The following is a 17,691-nucleotide window of genomic DNA, read 5'->3' on the forward strand; positions in this document are numbered from 1 at the left end:
GACGGCCTCAGTCCTCCGCCAGCACGGCGGCGAGCGGCAGGCGGCGCATGAGCTGCGCGGGGACGGCGGCGGCCAGCACCGCCAACGCGGTTCCGGCCGCGGCGACCGGGAGCGTGGCGCTCACCGTCGCCCAGGTGAGGCCGCCCAGGAACGCGGCCAGCACGCCGAGGCCGAGACCGGCCCCGAGCACGGCGCCGGTCAGGCCGAGCAGCGCTCCCTCAGTGACGATCAGGCGGCCGAGCTCCCCGTCGGACCACCCGCACGCGCGCAGCGCGGCCAGCTCGCCGCTGCGTTCCCGGACACTCAGGTAGAGAGCGTCCGCGATGGCGAACACGCCGAGCGCCACCGTGGTCACGGCGGCGGCCAGATCCACCCCGCGCACCTGGAGCGAGACGGCGTCGCCCAGCAGCGTGCCCTGGGCCTCGCCGTGGAACCGCCAGGTGATCACCAGCAGTGTGGACACCGCCGCCACTCCGGCCGCGAGCGCCAGCACGCCGACCAGGCTGCGGGTCGGGACCCGGACCAGGTTGCCCACCGCCATGCCGTACACCGTCCGGGCCCGGCGTGCCCGGGTGCGGGTGACCACGGGGGGACGGATCGCCGCCATCGGGTGCGCCCGCCCGGCGCGCAGCGCGGGCACCAGCCCGCCGAGCAGGGCGATCCCGCAGGCGACCGGTACGGCCAGCAGCGCGTGTCCGGGGCCCACCCCGATGCCGGTGGCGGCGGCCAGCGGCAGGGACACGGCGGCGCCCAGGATTCCGGCGACCAGGCCGACCAGCAGCACCTCCCCCAGCACCAGCGCGGCCAGCCGCCCGGCCGGCCAGCCCAGACAGCCGAGGACGGCCAGCTCGCGCCGCCGCACCCGGACCGACGCGGCCACCGCGTTGCCCAGGAACAGCACACACACCACGAGGATGAGGCCGAACAGCAGCGCGCTCTTCTGGTCGACGGCCCTGGTCAGCGCGACCGCCACGCCCTTGGTCGTCCAGTTCTCCAGCAGCCGCAGCTCGGGGCGGCCGAACGAGCCGCCGGGCAGCTCGACCGGCCGCGGGGCCGGGGAGGAGCCGATGGTGATGTCCACTTCGAGCCCGGTCGTGGTGGCGATCTTCTCGGCGACCACGCGGATCCGCTCCTGGGACAGATCGTCCAGCCCGGTGACCCCGGCGACCCGCACCCGGATCGCGGAGACCGGCGCCTCCTGCGCCGGGTCGTCGCCGCGGATGAGCATGGGCAGCGCGGTCAGCGTCGTCAGGAGCTGGGGCGGGGTGGCCAGGTAGCCGCCGGGGTTGCCGTTGGGCAGCAGCGGTCGGTCTCCCAGCGCCGCCCGCGCGGTCCGGTCCGCGCCGGTCGCGCTCGCCGGCTGGTACGTCTCCAGCGGCACCGCGGACAACGCGGAGAACTCGGTCAGCCCGGCCGCGTCGAACCTACCCACCACCTGCGGGAACGCGTATTCGGTCACGCCACCCGGACCCGCCAGTTCACGCGCGGTCATCGGCCGGAGCGCTCGATCGTGCGCGAACAACGGGGCCGAGGTGTCCACGAGGGAGTTCTCCTGCCGCCACACCTCGTCGAGGCCGACGGTGACGGGATCCGGCTTCAGCACCCCCTCCGCGCCCCCGTAGCGCGGGCGGCCGGACTGGATGACGCGGTCCACGTTGAGCCACGTGTCGCCGGGGTCGGTGATCGGGCGCTCGCCGACCTGCCGGTAGACGCTCTCCGCGTCGATGCGCACGGTCGACGTGCGCCGGACCGGCTCCGCCCGTAGCCGCTTCCACAGCTCATCGCCGCGCAGGTTCGCGATCTGCGGCGGCCGGTCCAGCCGGGAGACTCCGGCGGTCAGCTGCTCGTCGATGTGCGCGGTCGACGAGAGCAGCATGGGAACATCGGCGAACAGCTCCCACCTGGTCGGTGTCGGGCCGTCGGTCGCGCGCAGGTAACGCCCGCTGACCACGGCGCGATCCAGCCCGACCAGTTCCGCCTCCTGCACGGGATCGACGGCCGCCAGCAACAGCGGCACGGGCCAGCCGACAGGGAGCGTCAGGCGCGGCAGCCGTACCTGCCGGGGAATGATCCCACCACCCGGGTCGCCGAGCCGGGTGCGGAAACCGCCGTCCGGCAGCATCTGGTAGACGTCCACGCGGGACCGGTCCGCCGCTGTGAGGTAGGTGCGTCCGGGCTCTCGCTTGCGCGCCGTGGGACAGATCGGCTGGATCCGTCCGTCCGGGAGGACTTCGGCCGCCGGGTAGCCGGACGACATCCCCGGGCGGTCACACACCGCGGCGTCCACCCGCACCTTCCGGCCTTCGTAGCGGTAGCCGTCGAACTCCACGAAGTTCGCCTTGTTCGTCGTGAACCTCGGCCACAGCACGGGGTTGCGGGTGACGTAGACGTACCTGTCACCCGGGTCGTCGATCGTCGACAGTCCCCGGTCGCTGATCCAGGTCCTGTCCACCTTGAGCAACTGCTGTCGTGCCCCTCGGTCGAGCTGCTCGGTGAGGTCGATCTCGGCGGTCGCCGTCACGTCGACGTACCCCACCATCGCCACCGGAGCGGCCACCTCGACGCCGGGCAGCGCGAGTATCCGCCGCCACTGGTCGAGCGTGATGCCGCCGAACTGGCCGGACAGGAAGTTCGGGCGCACCTGCCCGTGCGTGAGCTCCTGCGCGTCCCGGCTCCCCCTGGGCCGCACCAGCACGTCGTACGTGCTCCGGTAGTTGTCGTCCACGGTCCCGGTCACGCGCAGGCGTGAGGTCTCCACCGAGCCGGTGAGCAGGGTGAACCCGCTCGTGGCCAGCAGCACGCCGAGCAGCATCGTCATCGAGCGCACCGACTGGCGGCGTAACTGGCCGATCATCAGCCTCAGCATGAATCCCCATCAGACGGTCACATTCGCCGGATCACAACCCCCAGCAGACGCTCTGCGGCGACGTACCCGTAGAGGCGGGAGTCCCGGCTCACCGCCGGGTTGTCTCCGAGCACCACCAGCCGCTCGGCGGGGACGGACGTGGTCCCCCCGGCCAGCACGGGCACACGCGCCTCGGGGACGGGGTCTCCGGGAACGGCTACCGCCCGTTTCACCACCCACACCGTGCGGGGGCCGTCGTCCTCCGCCGCCCCGGCGGGCGCCGGCACGGGAGGCGCGTCGATCACGTCGGCGAAGACGACCAGGTCGTCGGGGCGGACCGCCGTCACACCACGTCGCCGCACCAGCACCCGGTCACCGTCGCGGAGCGTGGGCTGCATGCTCCTGCCCCGTACGGTCACCACGACGAAGGCCCGGCGCATCCCCAAGGTCGCCGTCACCAGCGCGAGGACCGCCATCGCCGCGACGGTGAGCAGAAGCGACAACCGCCATCCCCCTCGTGTGCCACCGGACCCGATGGTCGCACCGGGTCCGGCTCGGTGACCCTTTCACCCGTCACCCCGTCACGCGCCGCCTGTCAGCAGCCGGCGTGCGCGTAGTAGGTGCAGCGGCCGCAGTAGTAAAGGTAGATGTCGCCGCCGACGCACTTGCAGTAGCCCTCCCATCCGCAGGCGCGGGCTTCGGCGTGCGGGACCACCTTGTCGACCATCCTGTCGGCGACCCGTCTGATCAGCGCTCTCATGACCACTTCCTTTCGCCGGACGTGATTGACCCCGATCGTAAAGAGCGGGGGTTCAGCGGGGATACAGGCTCCGTACAGAGCACTACGGTTATCCCGCCCGAAATGACCTTGACCTGCGGCTCACCCTCAAGCGGAGACGCAACCAAGGGAGGACGCCGGCAGGGGCGGTATTTCGATTGACACCGGCGCGATCCGGTGGGGAGGGTGGCGTGGTGTCTGATGATCTGCCGGTGGAGGTGCGCACGGCTTTCGGGGTTTCCTCCGGTCCCGCGCGGCTGTTGCCCGGAGGGCACGGCACCTGTTGGCTGGCGGGCGAACTGGTGCTCAAGCCCGCCCCGCGTCCGGTGGTGGCGTCGTGGCTGGCCGAGGTGTTCGCCGATCTGCGCGGTCCGGGTTTCCGGGTGCCCCTGCCAGTGCGCGCGGCTGACGGCTCGTGGGTCGCCGGCGGGTGGGCGGCGTGGACCGCTGTCGAGGGCGAGCCGGATCCCGTGGCGCGGTGGCCGGAGCTCGTCGCGGCCAGCCGGGCTTTCCACGCGGCCCTCGCCGGTGTCCCCGCCCCGGGCTGGCTGGGACGCGGCAGAAACCGCTGGGCGGTGGCCGAACGGGTGGCGTGGGACCAGGCCGAGGTCGAGCTGGCGCCGGAACTGTCGGATCTGGTGGAGGGCTTGCGGGCCGCCATCCGGCCGGTACGGTTGCCCGACCAGCTCGTGCACTGTGACATCGCGGGCAACGTGTTGTTCGCGGCTGGGCAGCCACCGGCGGTCATCGACTTCTCACCGAGCCGGCGGCCGGCGGGCTACGCCCTGGCGATCGCTGCCGTGGACCTGCTGGCCTGGTCCGCCGCACCGCCCAGCATCCTCGACGAACTGGACGGCGAGGACGACATCGACCAGTTGCTGCTGCGCGCCCTGATATGGCGCCTGGTCACCGAGTCGCTCGGCCGACCGGACCCGGGCAGCAGGCAGGCGGTCCGCCGCGCCAACGAACCGGTGGTCGAACTGCTGCTGTCGCGCGTGTCCGGCCGGCCCGTGACCACCGGGCCCGCAACCGACGCGGACATCGCCGCCTCAGCCGGCCGCGCGCTCGGCCGCGAGATCACGGGTCTGCGACCGGTCACGGGCGGGCACAGCAGGTCCGTGACGCGAATCGCCGACCAAGCCGGTGGCGGTTCTGCGTTCGTCAAGGCCGCCGTGCCTGCCGACTGCGCCGAGCTCGGTGTGGAGTTGGCGGTGTACGAGGCGCTGGGCGACCGCCCATTCCTGCCGCGGCTGCTGGCGAGCACCGGCGAGCCGCTGCCGATGCTCGTGCTGGAAACGCTGGAGCAGGACCACTGGGTCCGCGATTGGACCGCACCCCTGGTCGCAGCCACCCGGAAGCTGCTCCACGAGGTACACACGCTGCCCGCACCATCTGGCGTGCCGGTGTTGCGGGAGGCGTCCAATCCCTGGGAAACCATCGCCGCCGACCCGGACCGCCTGCTGCGCATGAACGTATGCACGCGCCGGTGGCTGGCCGCACACCTGGAAACGCTTCATGCCGCGGCCGCCGAGGCACCCACCGAGGGAGACAGCCTGATCCACCGCGACGTACGCGCAGCGAACCTCTGGTGCCGCGACGGCCGCCTGGTACTGGCCGACTGGGCGTCGGCGGCGATCGGCGATCCCTGGCTCGACCACCACCTCTGGCTCGTCGCCCTGCACGCCGAAGGCGGCCCCGCACCGGACACCGGCCAGGGGCCGCACGCCACGGGCCACGCCGCGCTGATCGCCGGGCAACAACCCCTGCTCACCCCGGCGCGCGACGCCAACCCGGCTCTGTTCGACCAACGCCGGCGCCGCCTCACCGCCGCCCTGTCCTGGGCCGCCCGCCTTCTGCAGATCCCACCCCCACAGCCACCAACCTGACACGCGACGCCAAGCGTCACGGTTGCCGGTTGTCCTCGAGGAGTTGTTGCGTGCGGGCGAGGAATGCCTGGCGAACCTCTTCTGGGTGCAGTATCCGGAGTGGCCGGCCGAGGCTGAGCAGGTAACGGGCCAGGCTGTCGGCGTCCGGCCCGCCGATGTCGATGATCGTGGCGTCGTCGCCGTCCGGGTGGTGGACGCCGACCGTTGGCGGCACCAGCCTGCGGGCCTCATCGGCCGGTACGGCCAGGCGGATGGTCACCCGCACCGGGTAGGGCCTCAGCGCGACGCCCGGGCTGACCATGTGTGCCGGATCCGGCGGGTCGGGCAGGGCAGTGGCCTGCCCGGTGGCTGTGGCATCGATGACGCGATCGGTACGGAAGGTACGCCAGTCCTGCCGCGTCAGGTCGTAGGCGAGGAGGTACCAGCGGCGGCCGGTGTAGATGAGCCGGTAGGGATCGACTCGGCGGGTGGACGTCGTTCCGGCCCCGTCGCGGTAGGTCAACCGGGTGCGTTCGCCTCGCCGGCACGCGGTGGCCAGGTCGAGCAGCAGCGCGGGGGAGATCTGGCTGTCGTCGGGTCGTGCGGTGTGGGTGAACGCGGCGTCCAGCTCGCCGAGCCGGTCGGCGATCCTGGCCGGCAGCACCTGGCGTAGTTTCAGCAGCGCCGACAGGGCTGCCTGGTCGCTGCCGGAGACTCCACTGAAGGCGGCGGTGCGCAGCCCGACAGCGACCGCGAGGGCCTCCTCCTCGTCAAGGATCAGTGGCGGGATGCTGGTTCCGGGCCCGAGGTGGTAGCCGCCCCATGGGCCCATCTCCGATTCGATGCCGTAGCCGAGTTCACGTAGCCGGGCGATGTCCCGGCGAACCGTCCGTTCGGTGATTTCCAGCTGGGCGGAAAGATCAGCGCACGTCCAGGACCGCCGCGTCGACAGCAAAGACAGCAGCCGCAGCAGCCGCGCCGAGGTGTTGACCACGGCCAACAGTCTGCTCGATAACCAGGACCGTTTCTGACCGGGTCACACCGTAATGTCGCCGGCATGACCGAGAACACCTCGGCCGAAAAGTCCATTACGGCCACGATGACCTCCGCCAGGGGGCGTCAGAGGACGGGCCCGGATGGGCGCACGTAACCGACGAGGAGCAGGACCCATGGAAGCACGCATGAAGAGTGTGGCGAATCCCGATTTGATCACAGCGATCCAGCATCTCCAGAAGGCGATTCACGCCGGTGGCGTCGACCCGCTCGTGCTCGAACTGGTCCACCTGCGGGCCAGCCAGATCAACGGCTGCAGCCCGTGTGTGTTCGCCGGCGTTCAGACGGCGAAGAAGCACGGAGAGACCGAGGAGCGGCTGCACAACGTGGTCGCCTGGCGCGAGGCCCCGTTCTTCACCGAGGAGGAGCGGGCGGCGCTCGCGCTGACCGAGGCCGCCACCCGGATCCAGGACGGCGCGCCGGGCGTGACCGACGAGATCTGGGACGCTGCTGCCGGCCACTTCGACGAGAAGCAGATGTCCGCGATCATCCTGAACATCGCACTCACCAACTTCTTCAACCGGATCAACCACACGATCCGGGAGCCGGCCAGCAAGACCTGGTGAAGACGGGCGGGCGTCAGCCGTCCAGGGGGCCCGGTGGCGACGCGGCGAAGGACGTGATCGGCCGGCTCCACCGCTGATCGATCCAGCGCCACTTCCGGCAGGCCCTCGTCCTGGGCTCCCACCTTCGGGTGACCGCCGACAACCATAGGGATACGTGACGATGAGCAACGAACTACCGGAACTGACCGTTACCGATGCCCGAGCCTGGCGCGAGTGGCTCAGCGAGCACCACGACAGCTCGGCAGGGGTGTGGCTGGTCCTCGCCAAGCAGAACACGACCGGGCCCACCAGCCTGACCTATGACCAGGCGCTCGACGAAGCCCTGTGCCACGGCTGGATCGATGGTCGGCTACGACGGCGGGATGAGACCACCTTCTGCCGGCGCTTCACCCCTCGCGGAAGGCAAAGTCCCTGGTCAGCGCGGAACGTTTCCATCGTCACCCGTCTGATCAGCGAGGGCCGGATGCATCCGGCCGGAATGACCGAGGTCGAACGCGCCAAGGCCGACGGCCGCTGGGACACGGCCTACGCGGGACAAGCCGGCATCGAGGTACCAGCCGACCTGGCCACCGCATTGGCCGCGAATCCCCAGGCACAAGCGATGTTCGACATCCTCACCTCGCAAAACCGCTACGCCGTTCTCTATCGGATCGCGAACGCCAAACGCGCCGAGACCCGAGCCCGCCGTATCACCCAGTTCGTCGACATGCTCGCCCGCGGCGAGACGATCCACCCACAAAAGCGCGCCCTCGGCAGTTGAACGCTCGCTCAGCTGTCGTGCCATCGCACGTGCGCCCGCATGCTTCGGGACGCGACCGCCGTCATCTGCGACGGAGCCGAGATCCGCGAGATCATGGCGCGTTTCTACCGTGAGTTGACCGTGCGCCGCCGGACGGCCCACAGTGAGCGCATGAACAGGGCTCTGGCCGTGCTGACCTTCGGCGCGCTGCTCACGCTGCTGATCGGGGTCGTCGCATCTGGAGAGTCCCTGCCGTCGCTCGTGCTCGGCGCGGTGTTCACCGCATTGGCCACCGCCGGCTTCTCGTGGGTACGTGCGCGCAATCAGCTGGCCTGGTCGCTCGGGTACGTGGCCGTGCAGCTGCCGATCGCGTTCGTCGTGTTCTCGCTGAACGCAGGGGTCGCCGCGACGCTTCTGCTCGTCGTGCTGGTCAGCCAGTGCGTGCGGCTACGGTTGCCGATCGCCGCGACGGCGGTCGTGGTCGGGCTGGTCCCGTTCGTCCACCTCGGCATGTCGTGGGGCGAAGGGCTGCGAGAAGGGCTTGGAATACTTGTCGCCGCGGTGTTCGCCGCGATCGCGACGGAGTTGCTGCAACGCGAACAACGCGCCCGTGTCGAACTAGCCGAGGCGCACGAGCAGTTGCGTGGCTACGCCGCGCAGGCGGAGCGGCTCGCAACCGTGCAGGAACGCAACCGGGTCGCACGCGACATCCACGATGGACTCGGACACTCGCTCACCGTCGTCCAGATGCAGGTCAAGGCCGCCCGTGCGGTCCTGCCGACCGACACCGCCAAGGCCGACGAGGTACTCGCCAAGGCCCAGAACCAGGCCGAGGCCGCACTCGCCGAGGTACGCCGCTCGGTCCGCACCTTGCGCGAACCACGCGAAACCCCTCCCCTGCCCGACGCCTTGCAGGCGTTGGCCGAACTGACATCCGCCGCGGGCGTGACCACCAGCGTCGCGATATCCGGCGAGCAACGACCGTTGCCTGACGAGACGCGCGAGGCCTTGTTCCGTGCGGCGCAAGAGGGTCTGACCAACGTCCGCAAGCACGCCCAGGCAACCCGTGCCGACGTGGTCCTGGACTACGCTGACACCGCTGTCCGGCTGGCCATCCGCGACGACGGCGCCGGCTCCGCTTCGACGCCTGCGTCCGGTTTCGGACTGGTCGGGCTTCGGGAACGCGCCGAGCACCTGGGCGGACGGTTGAGCGTCGAGTCGGCACCGGGGGCGGGCTACACATTGAGCATGGAGGTTCCTGGATGAGCCCGGTCCGCGTCCTGTTGGTCGACGACCAGGCTCTGTTCCGCGAGGCCCTGGCCACCCTCCTGGCCACGCACGACGCCATCGAGGTCGTCGGCGAGGCAGGCAACGGCGACGAAGCGATCCGCCAGGCCGCCGAGCTCACCCCGGACGTCGTCCTGATGGATCTGCGCATGCCCGTCCTGGACGGCGTCGCCGCGACCCGCCGCTTGCGGACCGACCACCCCGGCATCGGCATCATCGCGCTGACGACGTTCGACGACGACGAGGACGTGTTCGCCGCCCTTCGCGCCGGAGCTTTGGGCTACCTGCTCAAGGACGTCTCCTCGGCTCAGCTGATCGAGGCCGTCCTGGCCGCCGCCCGCGGCGAGTCGGTGTTGCAGCCGTCCGTCGCCGCGAAGGTGGTCGCCCAGTTCGCCCGCCTACCCTCGACCAGCGCCCCGGAACCGCAGCCGTTGGTCGTGCCGCTGTCCGACCGCGAACTCGAAGTCCTCCGCCACCTCGCCACCGGCCACAGCAACCGCGAAATCGCCACAACGCTTTACCTGGCCGAGGGCACCGTGAAAAACCACGTCACCAACATCCTGTCGAAACTGAACGCCCGCGACCGCACCCAGGCCGCACTACGCGCACGGTCACTCGGTCTGCTCTGACCATTTCCGCCCGGGTCATGATCCCGGGCATGACCTCCGGCATGACTTCCGGCACATGGCAGGACGGCGGCCGGCGGCCACTCTCGTCGGTATCAGTCGATGCCGAATCTGAGGGGACGTCATGACGACCATGACAACCAGCCGGAGTACGAGTCGCAAGCTGAGCCGGTTCGTCTGGCACTACGTCGAGATGGTGATCGCCATGCTCGCCGGGATGTTCGCACTGGCGCCGCTGTGGCCGGACGCCTGGTCGGCGCGGCCGGAGATCGGCGCGCTCGTCATGGCGACCGACATGACCATCGGAATGACCGTGGCGATGGCCTTGCGCAGGCATTCGTGGGCGCGGATCGGTGAGATGGCGGCTGCGATGTACCTGCCGTTCCTCGTCTTGCTGGTGCCGTTCTGGCTCGGGGCGTTGTCCGCCATGGGGTTGATGATGGCCGGGCACGTGATCATGTTCCCGCTGATGCTGGCCGCCATGGTGTGGCGCCGCGACCACTACTGGCACTGAGGTTTCGATGCGCACCTTCCTGCGCCGCGCGCTCGCGGTGATCGCGGTTCTCCTGATTCCGGTGGCGGGCGGGGCGATCTCCGCCCTCGCCACGTTCAACGCCGAGTACGCCCCCGGGCCGAACCGGCCCGTTCCCGCCGCCGCTCACCCGGCCTTCGACCCCGCCAAACCGACCGCGGTCGTGGTGATCGGCGACAACGGGGCCGTCGCGTCGGATGCCCTCGCCCCGTACGAGATCCTCGCCGCCTCGGGCCGGTTCAACGTCTACACCGTCGCGTCGCAGAGGCGTCCGCTGCCGTTGACCGGTGGTCTGGACCTGGTGCCGGACCTGAGCTTCGCGGATCTTGCCGAACTCACCGGCGGTGCCGCGCCGAAGCTCGCGGTCATCCCGGCGATGCCGGACGTCGGCAAGCCCAGCACCGCCCCGGTCACGACGTGGCTGCGTGATCAGGTGGACCGCGGCACGCTGCTGCTGAGCGTGTGCAACGGCGCCGGTGTCCTCGCCTCGGCGGGTCTGCTCGACGGCCGGCCCGCGACCGCGCACTGGCTGCGGATCGGCTCGTTCGAGTCGGACTATCCCGCGGTGAACTGGGTGCACGGCAAGCGTTTCGTCGACAGCGGTACCGTCGTCACGACCGCGGGCGTGCTGTCCGGCATCGACGGAACCCTGCACATGATCGAGCGCTTGGCCGGTTCGACGGTGGCGGCGAACGCGGCCAAGGCCGTGCGCTGGCGGTACTACGGCAACACGCCGCCGGTCGTGACCGGCATCGCCATGCCCGCCCCGGCCGCGATCGTCAACGCGGGATGGACGTGGGCGCCGCCGACCGTCGGCGTGATGCTGACGCCGGGCGTCGGCGAGATCGACCTGGCGTCGGTGTTCGAGACGCACGACAAGTCGCTCGCAGACCGGACGCTGGCCGTGAGCGCGGACGGCGGCCCGATCCGGTCACGGCATGGTCTGACGTTCCTGCCCCGCGCCGATCTCGCTAGCGCGGCCCCGGACCTGGATAGCTTGCTCGTGCCCGGAGCGGGAGTTCGGTTGGGCCAGGTCCCCGACGGCCTGGAGCCGGTGTACGTCCACTCCGGACAGGACTTCGCCTACAACGACGCCGTGCGGGACCTGGCCCGGACAACGGATGTGGCCACCGCCCGCTGGACCGCCGAGACCATGGAACTGCCGACCGACGGCCTGCAACTGGACGGCCCGGCGTGGCCGTGGCAGCAGACGGCGTTGCCCATCCTGTTGATCCTTTTGGGTATTGCCGCGGTGATCTGCCTTCCGCGTCTTCGGACCACTGTGGGCACTCTCGTCCGAGCCTGATCGCGGCGGCTCCCTCGTGACGCGAGGGAGCCGCCGTCAGAACCGTGGACGCCCCGAGAGCTACGGCACAGTTTCGTATCCCTGCTCTCTGACCAGGGCATCCCGCTCGAAGAGATCTCCCGCCTGGTCGGCCACAGCAGCACGGCGGGAGCAATGCTTGAAACCTAATAGCACTGCACGGCACCGGATGACTCCTACTTGAAACCCGGGGCTTGACCCCTATCCACAGGCGGCGGGCTCCGGTGCCGCGCCTCTCGTGAAGCAGATGCGCTCCTGGCCGCACGAGGGCCATGATCGTGACCTGAGCCGACCGCACGGTGACTTCCCCTCTTGCAACGCGAGCCGCGAGCTCTGCCCACAGACTGACACCCGTGCGGTGAGCTGGGGCCGCGAAATGCTCATCGGATGCCGGGCCACCGAGCCCTTCTATTAGGGCGCTGCGTGACCCCGCACAGGCTCACACGCTGGGCACACATCAGAACACGGGAGGCTCGATTGGCCATCACCTGCGGTATTGACTGGGCGGAGAAACACCACGACATCGCGCTGGTCCGCGCCGGAGCGACCTTCGAGGGCGGCAAGCTCGTCGAATGACCCGACGAGCGGCCCTCATTCGCAGCGGCTTCTAAAGCGCCGGGCATGCGCATGAAGAGCTTCATCACGCCTGAGCAACCGGCAACATCTCCTACAACATTCTGGCCAAGAGGGTTCGGACAACTGCGATCGGAACCGGCCGACCGGTGCCGTCTCCGTCACCACTGTCGTCCGGTCGGGGGCGAGCACCTCCTCGTGCAAGGGCCACCGCAACAAGGGTCGCCAACTTCTCCGGATCGATCCCATGAACATCATTACCGAGTCCGTCAGCAGGTGCGTGACCACCACCCGATGCAAGAACTGTCGCGATTAGGTTGGCTAGTCGCTCCTCGTTGCTTGTGCCAGTACCGTCCCCGTCCGCATCCTCGGGGGGTATTTCAATTCCTCCTGCTAGCAGGCCTCTCGATATAGCTGCGGCAAGTTCCTTCAGCCGGTCATTCCCATCCCCGACTCCATCGCTACGATCATCTTCGCCTTCGGAGGCGGAAGCATCAGCATCACCGTCGCCTTCGTCCCTGTCGTCATCGTCGTCTCCCTCCTCATCGTCGCCCCCGTCGCCTTCGTCGCCCCCGTTGTCATCGTCGTCCCCCCGGTCATCGTCGTCCCCGCCGTCATCGTCCCCCGAATTGTTGCCTGCGGCACTATCGGTCGGAGTGGATGCCACTCCCCCCAGTTCTCCTGGGTGTTTGCGTAGCAAATCCACCAAAGCATCTTCAACTACGTCTTTCGCGGTCCCTGCCGGGAAAAGCCGGGTGACCACTCCAACCTTCCCATCGACAGAGGCGTGGTACGTCCACTGGTCCAGCCTGTCACCACGTACGACGTGCCCCCCAAGTAGAGCCACGCTTGCCATCATTGACCTCCATCAGTTGCCAACTGTCGCCCGGTGTTTCCCCGCAGGCTATTTGACCTCTGGCACATGAGGTCAGCCTGTATCGTACGAACAAAAGGGGCAGCGTGGGCGCCCTTTCGACGCCCGCCCGGGGAGACTAGGGACGCGCGCAGCCACCGGTGCTCGATCTTGTCCCGGGTCGATGGCGGGCGGGGTGATCAGGCCCCCCTCAGCCATCTACGGCCGGCCACGATTCGCAGGTCTTGGCGATCACCCCGGAGCCGGAGCGCCCCCAAGATCCATCCCGCATATATCCCGCGGACAGCGGCGCCGAGGGCTGCTCAGGGTGGCGTACGGCTGCGCATGGCCGGAACGAGCGACGGCGTCTGAACCGAGCGAACCCGCTGGTCAGACGCCGTTTTGACTGGTTGGGCGGAGAGCGTGGGATTCGAACCCACGAGACCGGTCACCCGGCCTAGCGGTTTTCAAGAACACTGCGAATTCCGCATCCACACCGTCTCTCACCTGCGACGTAGCCTGCCGCCCAAGAGGGGAAACGGAAGATCATCCCGTACATATCCCGCGCGGACCGCGTCGATCACCCTAGCCATTAGGTGGCAAGCGGACCGGAGCGGAGGGCCGCCAGGCTCGAGCGCTTCCCTGCCACCCATGACTCGACGACTCGGCGTTGCCTCGTATGCGATCATCAGTGGATGACAACGAGAAAGGCTCATGGTCGCTGACCGTCGGCTCGCGCTGCACGCGACCCTTCCCGACCGCTACGCCTGTTGTGAGGTCTTGGCCTCAACCATCGACCACCGCGGCCGGCTCGCCGCCCTGGTTGCCGACCCCGCCCAGGGCTTCGCCCCCATCCCGCACTTCTCCGAGCTCCGGCCGCCCCCGCGCTACGACGCGACCGCCGTCATCTGCGACGGAGCCGATATCCGCCAGATCCCGCTGATAGATCTCGGCCTATGGTTCACCCACATCGACACCCTCGGCGATGGCATCGTCCTGGCAGCTGCCCGCTGTGAGCCCGTGGGCATCCACGTCGAGCGCTACCAGGAGCCAACTTCCGAGGGCGAACTACGCCTCACCGACAACGTCCAGGTGATCGACGGAGGTGGGCAGACCCGGTCGGCCTTCTACGCTGGTGACGGCATCAAGCAGCTCCTGACGGATGCCCAGGGCAACATCTGGACCAGCTACTTCGACGAGTCGAACTACTGGTCCATCAACCCGGACGGCACCCGCTCCTACACTTTCATGATCGGTCTGGTGCGCTGGGACAGTGACGGTGGCCCGCCCTGGATGGCACCGTCCCACACCCCAGGCGTCGTCTGGTGCGACTGCTATGCGTTGAATGTCGGTCGCGACGTGGTCCACGCCTGCCCCTACACCGACTTTCCGCTGATCGAGATCGACGCTGACGGCGTCCGGAGCGTCACACCGAACCCTGTCACGCGATGCAGCGGCTTGGCCGTCTCCGGTTCTGAGCTTGCCTTCCTCGATCAGCACCGAGCAGGCGGTGGGTTCCGTTGGGAGATCCGCAGGGCCCGCCGGCAGGGCGGAGCCGTCACCGAGACGGAGCGTGGGCACCTGCTGCTGCCAGACGACCGACACCCGACCGGCTGGGCACGGGGGAAGATTGGCAGAGATGGGATGCTATGGGTGCACGAGGACGGGGATCCGCGGCGTTGGTATCGCTATGAGGTGGACGCCTAAACCAATCCTGGGGTCCATCAACGCAACGAAGAGCGCCCTGGAACGGTGATCATTTCAAGGCGTTCTTGCTGGTCAATGCCGGTATTCACGGACAGGATCGAACTGCCGACCGTCCGCTTTTCAGGCGGAACAATCACCCTGCTCCTCCTGCCCCAGGCGGGGCCAGCAGTGCTCCGCGAATGAAGCCGGGCGCTTGTGGTGGCCGACGTTGTCGTCACCGTTGTCGTCAATGGAACCACGTATGCAATGCCACGCATCTTGCGTGAGAGAGCCGCACCAACCGCTGAGGAAGGACCGGAGCCGGCCACCTGCAGCAATGCGTGAGATCGAGCCGGTGCGGTAGTTCAGAGAAGCCCATGCTCTGGCGGAGCGTCCTCGGCGAGCGGGATCAACTCCGATTTACGCAAATTCCTCTTCGGTGAAGTAGACCTCCGGCATCGGATGTCCCACGCCCTGGCGCCACATGTGCCGCTGGGCGTTGTACTCCGCGTCGAATGTGATGAGCCAGCCGCCGCGAGAGTGAGCGCCGCACGAGCAGCGCCAGTGGTAGAACGTCCGACTGCGGGGAGCACCGGGGGCGGTGCTCGGCTGCGACGCAGCGCCCTTGAGCGCACGCCAAATCTTCTCGATCACAACTTGTCTCCGTTTCCTGTTTTCGGTGCGAAAGCCTACAGCCGCACATCAGTACTCCAGCAGCATTCATGTGACCCGGTCTGGTGGACAGCTGAATGCTTGCGACGATGTGTTCCGGGAGGAGTTCCAAGTGCCCATATCATGTGTGCCGTACCGCAGGAATTCCGGCGGCAGATGGTGGAGTTGGTCCGCGCCGGCGGACGCCGGAGGAACCAGCCAAGGAGTTCAGGCCGACCGCGCAGCCCATCCGCAATGTCCAGTCCTGGCCGGCTATCATCGCAGCTAACATAAGATCACCTTGCTGGAGTTAGGCGCTCACGCAACGTAACCAGGGAAGCTCATGTTCCCCCGCAGCAGATTCGGCGATATCCCTTCGGGTAGTCCCCTCACCCTCGACCGCTTTCGGGTCTTGCGCGGTTTGCGGTTCTTCCACTCCTTGACGGGAGCGCGGGCCCTTGTGGCAGGGTGGAGGCTGCAGGTGCAGCAAAGGGACGGGTGCCGATGACATTACGCGCATGGTTAGTTCGACTCGGCGAGAACGGGCAGCGGGAAAACGTCGCCCTGAATGAAGGGCAAGCGATCCTCGGCTGGTCAAACCTTGGCGACCTCAGTACCTGTGAGTCCCGCACCGACATCGCAGCAGTGGTCAAGGAGAATTACCCGGATGCAGAGAAAGCGACTCTGTCCAACTGGACGGGGCAATTATGGCGGTTCCTTCGAGAAATCCGTGAAGGCGACCTTATCGTGTGCCCGTTGAAGACACGGCAGACCATTGCCGTGGGTCGGGTCACCGGGCCATATCGGTACCAGGGCGACGCTGATCCCGGCTTCCGTCAGGTGCGGCCCGTGGAATGGCTACGCACGGATATCCCAAAAAATGCGGTAGAGCAAGACTTGCGCAATAGCATGAGTTCTCTGCTGACGGTCTGCGCTCTCAGCCGCTTCGGAGCTCCCCGCCGGATCGCCCATCTCGCAGAGAAGGGTATCGACCCTGGCCCTACGCCGGACGAGATGGCTATGTTGGAAGGCTTCGCCACCCCGCATGAGCTTCTCGACGGAGTAATCGCCAATACTGCGGGTGAGCCAATCAGGCTCACCATCCGTGAATTTCTCAAACGGTGGGGAGTTACCCGTCGCACACCCGCGTCGGTGGCCCGCATCGAAGCAGATCTTGTCGCCAAGGGAGTGACAACGCGGCCATCATTCACGGAGGGATGGTTCGACAACACCATCGAACTCCTCCCTGTCGGCGAAGAACCTGACAGCTCGGCGCAGTCTCCCAGCCAGTCGCTCCAACCCGACGTTGAGGATGCCCCCGACCTGCCCGCAATCACCTTGCAGGTTGGCGTGCTAGAGGCCGCGAACAAAGGTGCGGCCTCCGTCCGGTTGGAAGACACGATCAGCATCGCCCACACCAAAATGCTGAGCGGCAAGTACTCGCAGCTTGCGGTGATCGACGAGAACGGGACCTTGTATGGAGCCGTGAGCTGGGAGTCTATCGGCAAGGCTTCCATGCGGCAGCAGGTCCTCACCGTCTCGGATGCGGTAGATCGGACCGTCCGCTCCGTCGATCATCATGAAGACCTGTTGAGCCAAGTAAGCGAGATTTACGACAGGGGGTACGTCTTCGTTTGTGACTCGGACAAGAAGGTGATAGGCATCATCACCGCAGCCGACTTGACGCAGCAGTTCGGCCATCTTGCCCGCCCCTTCGTACTGGTGGAGGAGGCCGAGCGGCGACTGAGGAGGCGTGCGAACGAGGTCTTCACCCTCGACGAACTACGACAGGCAGCGCCTAGACATCTGGCCGCTAAGGTCAATTCGGCGGACGACCTGATGCTTGGGGCGTACAAGTATCTGCTCGCGCCTCCCTCACATTGGGAGCGTCTCGATTGGCCACTCGACCACGCACTCTTCCTCGAGATACTAGAAGTCGTCAAAGACGTTCGTAACGAGCTTATGCATTTCGCTCCCGATCCACTCGATGGAGAAACCCTCAGAAGCGTCGAGGGCTTCATCGAGATGCTCCGCATCGTAGATCCACGTCATTGACAGGCTTGGCCCTTGAGCGTTCTCGCTTGATCAGTGGCATGGATCGTAACCGGCATAGGCCGATCTCGGACGTCGTTTACCCGTACTCACCTCTGCATGCATACTAAGGAGTACGCCGACACTCGTTGAGGCGGATCTGCCTAAGCTGAGGAAATCGAACCCTTGGCCCCTTCATTACGAGTTAGGTCAAGACCGTCCAGGACCGTCCGCGGTTGTCTTCTGGGCCTGGTGGGGCGGTCTCTGCAGGATCCCTCAGTC

At 67.8% G+C, this 17,691-nt stretch carries 15 protein-coding genes and 1 tRNA gene; 9 read left to right on the top strand and 7 right to left on the bottom strand.

From position 1 onward, the window contains the following. Positions 1 to 7: 7 nt before the first annotated feature. From ACGFIB_RS07900 to ACGFIB_RS07910, 3 genes are all read right to left on the bottom strand, one after another. Positions 8 to 2,866: an ABC transporter permease gene (locus ACGFIB_RS07900; RefSeq protein WP_393369458.1), complete on the bottom strand. Its 2,859-nt coding sequence runs from the start codon at positions 2,864 to 2,866 to the stop codon at positions 8 to 10. A gap of 17 nt (positions 2,867 to 2,883) precedes the next feature. Next, entirely contained in the window at positions 2,884 to 3,348 is a 465-nt protein-coding gene (locus ACGFIB_RS07905; protein WP_393369461.1) for a S26 family signal peptidase, read from the bottom strand. Between the two features lie 92 nt (positions 3,349 to 3,440). Beyond that, positions 3,441 to 3,605: a hypothetical protein gene (locus ACGFIB_RS07910; protein ID WP_167748098.1), complete on the bottom strand. Its 165-nt coding sequence runs from the start codon at positions 3,603 to 3,605 to the stop codon at positions 3,441 to 3,443. A 209-nt stretch (positions 3,606 to 3,814) separates the two neighbouring features. On the opposite strand from ACGFIB_RS07910, the gene ACGFIB_RS07915 reads away from it, so the two are divergent. Further along, positions 3,815 to 5,509 carry a hypothetical protein gene (locus ACGFIB_RS07915; protein ID WP_393369464.1) on the top strand — a complete coding sequence of 565 codons (1,695 nt, stop codon included), beginning with the start codon at positions 3,815 to 3,817 and terminating at the stop codon, positions 5,507 to 5,509. A gap of 16 nt (positions 5,510 to 5,525) precedes the next feature. Here ACGFIB_RS07915 and ACGFIB_RS07920 read toward each other — a convergent pair whose 3' ends face one another. Next, the gene (locus tag ACGFIB_RS07920) at positions 5,526 to 6,482 is read right to left on the bottom strand and encodes a helix-turn-helix transcriptional regulator (RefSeq protein ID WP_393369467.1); all 957 of its coding nucleotides are present in this window, start codon (positions 6,480 to 6,482) and stop codon (positions 5,526 to 5,528) included. Positions 6,483 to 6,657: 175 nt separating this feature from the next. Here ACGFIB_RS07920 and ACGFIB_RS07925 point away from each other — a divergent pair, with 175 nt between their 5' ends. The 6 genes from ACGFIB_RS07925 (at position 6,658) to ACGFIB_RS07950 (ending at position 11,597) form a co-directional block, all read left to right on the top strand. Further along, positions 6,658 to 7,107 carry a carboxymuconolactone decarboxylase family protein gene (locus ACGFIB_RS07925; protein WP_393369470.1) on the top strand — a complete coding sequence of 150 codons (450 nt, stop codon included), beginning with the start codon at positions 6,658 to 6,660 and terminating at the stop codon, positions 7,105 to 7,107. Between the two features lie 160 nt (positions 7,108 to 7,267). Then, on the top strand, positions 7,268 to 7,867 hold the full coding sequence (locus ACGFIB_RS07930) for a YdeI/OmpD-associated family protein (protein WP_393369473.1): 600 nt from the start codon (positions 7,268 to 7,270) through the stop codon (positions 7,865 to 7,867). A gap of 39 nt (positions 7,868 to 7,906) precedes the next feature. Beyond that, positions 7,907 to 9,112 carry a sensor histidine kinase gene (locus tag ACGFIB_RS07935; protein WP_393369476.1) on the top strand — a complete coding sequence of 402 codons (1,206 nt, stop codon included), beginning with the start codon at positions 7,907 to 7,909 and terminating at the stop codon, positions 9,110 to 9,112. After that, on the top strand, positions 9,109 to 9,762 hold the full coding sequence (locus tag ACGFIB_RS07940) for a response regulator (RefSeq protein ID WP_142567920.1): 654 nt from the start codon (positions 9,109 to 9,111) through the stop codon (positions 9,760 to 9,762). The genes ACGFIB_RS07935 and ACGFIB_RS07940 overlap by 4 nt, the downstream gene beginning before the upstream one ends. A 121-nt stretch (positions 9,763 to 9,883) precedes the next feature. Continuing rightward, the gene (locus ACGFIB_RS07945; RefSeq protein ID WP_357241239.1) at positions 9,884 to 10,273 is read left to right on the top strand and encodes a hypothetical protein; all 390 of its coding nucleotides are present in this window, start codon (positions 9,884 to 9,886) and stop codon (positions 10,271 to 10,273) included. A gap of 7 nt (positions 10,274 to 10,280) precedes the next feature. Then, positions 10,281 to 11,597 carry a DJ-1/PfpI family protein gene (locus ACGFIB_RS07950; protein ID WP_393369479.1) on the top strand — a complete coding sequence of 439 codons (1,317 nt, stop codon included), beginning with the start codon at positions 10,281 to 10,283 and terminating at the stop codon, positions 11,595 to 11,597. Positions 11,598 to 12,282: 685 nt separating this feature from the next. Here the strand turns inward: ACGFIB_RS07950 and ACGFIB_RS07955 are convergent. Both ACGFIB_RS07955 and ACGFIB_RS07960 read right to left on the bottom strand, forming a co-directional pair. Beyond that, positions 12,283 to 13,047, bottom strand: coding sequence for a hypothetical protein (locus ACGFIB_RS07955; protein WP_393369482.1), 765 nt, complete (start codon positions 13,045 to 13,047; stop codon positions 12,283 to 12,285). A gap of 409 nt (positions 13,048 to 13,456) precedes the next feature. After that, positions 13,457 to 13,534 (bottom strand) — tRNA-Ser (locus tag ACGFIB_RS07960). Between the two features lie 221 nt (positions 13,535 to 13,755). Here ACGFIB_RS07960 and ACGFIB_RS07965 point away from each other — a divergent pair. Continuing rightward, the gene (locus ACGFIB_RS07965) at positions 13,756 to 14,748 is read left to right on the top strand and encodes a hypothetical protein (RefSeq protein ID WP_393369484.1); all 993 of its coding nucleotides are present in this window, start codon (positions 13,756 to 13,758) and stop codon (positions 14,746 to 14,748) included. A 399-nt stretch (positions 14,749 to 15,147) separates the two neighbouring features. Here ACGFIB_RS07965 and ACGFIB_RS07970 read toward each other — a convergent pair whose 3' ends face one another. After that, positions 15,148 to 15,381: a hypothetical protein gene (locus ACGFIB_RS07970; RefSeq protein WP_393369487.1), complete on the bottom strand. Its 234-nt coding sequence runs from the start codon at positions 15,379 to 15,381 to the stop codon at positions 15,148 to 15,150. Between the two features lie 501 nt (positions 15,382 to 15,882). Here ACGFIB_RS07970 and ACGFIB_RS07975 point away from each other — a divergent pair. After that, complete coding sequence (locus tag ACGFIB_RS07975; RefSeq protein ID WP_393369490.1) at positions 15,883 to 17,433, top strand: CBS domain-containing protein; 1,551 nt, start codon at positions 15,883 to 15,885, stop codon at positions 17,431 to 17,433. Positions 17,434 to 17,691 lie beyond the last annotated feature (258 nt).

Origin of the sequence: Microbispora bryophytorum, from assembly GCF_043197435.1 — a bacterium.
GTDB classification, from domain to species: domain Bacteria; phylum Actinomycetota; class Actinomycetes; order Streptosporangiales; family Streptosporangiaceae; genus Microbispora; species Microbispora bryophytorum.